The following is a 386-nucleotide window of genomic DNA, read 5'->3' as shown; positions in this document are numbered from 1 at the left end:
AAGGTGGGACAGATGATTGGGGTGAAGTCGTAACAAGGTAGCCGTATCGGAAGGTGCGGCTGGATCACCTCCTTTCTAAGGAATATTACGAAAGAATGTTCATGGAACATTCTACAAAAAGACGTTCAGTTTCGTTCAGTTTTGAGAGTTCAAACTCTCAAAACTTTTGTTCTTTGAAAACCAGATAAAATAAGAAGATATAACAAACCGAGAAGCATCACCTTATGGATTGTATCCATAAGATTAAGAAACGTTTTTAACGATTAAGTTGTTAAGGGCGCACGGTGGATGCCTTGGCACTAGGAGCCGATGAAGGACGGGACTAACACCGATATGCTTCGGGGAGCTGTAAGCAAGCGTAGATCCGAAGATTTCCGAATGGGGAA

At 42.5% G+C, this 386-nt stretch carries 2 rRNA genes; both read left to right on the top strand.

Annotated features, from left to right (window positions below):
* Nucleotides 1-75 (top strand): 16S ribosomal RNA (locus tag KI363_RS21730); the annotation flags it as partial.
* A 186-nt stretch (nucleotides 76-261) separates the two neighbouring features.
* Nucleotides 262-386, top strand: a 23S ribosomal RNA gene (locus KI363_RS21725); the annotation flags it as partial.

Origin of the sequence: Lederbergia ruris (genome assembly GCF_018332955.1) — a bacterium.
GTDB classification, from domain to species: Bacteria; Bacillota; Bacilli; order Bacillales; family Bacillaceae_C; genus Lederbergia; species Lederbergia ruris.
This window is presented reverse-complemented; position numbering and strand designations above follow the sequence as displayed.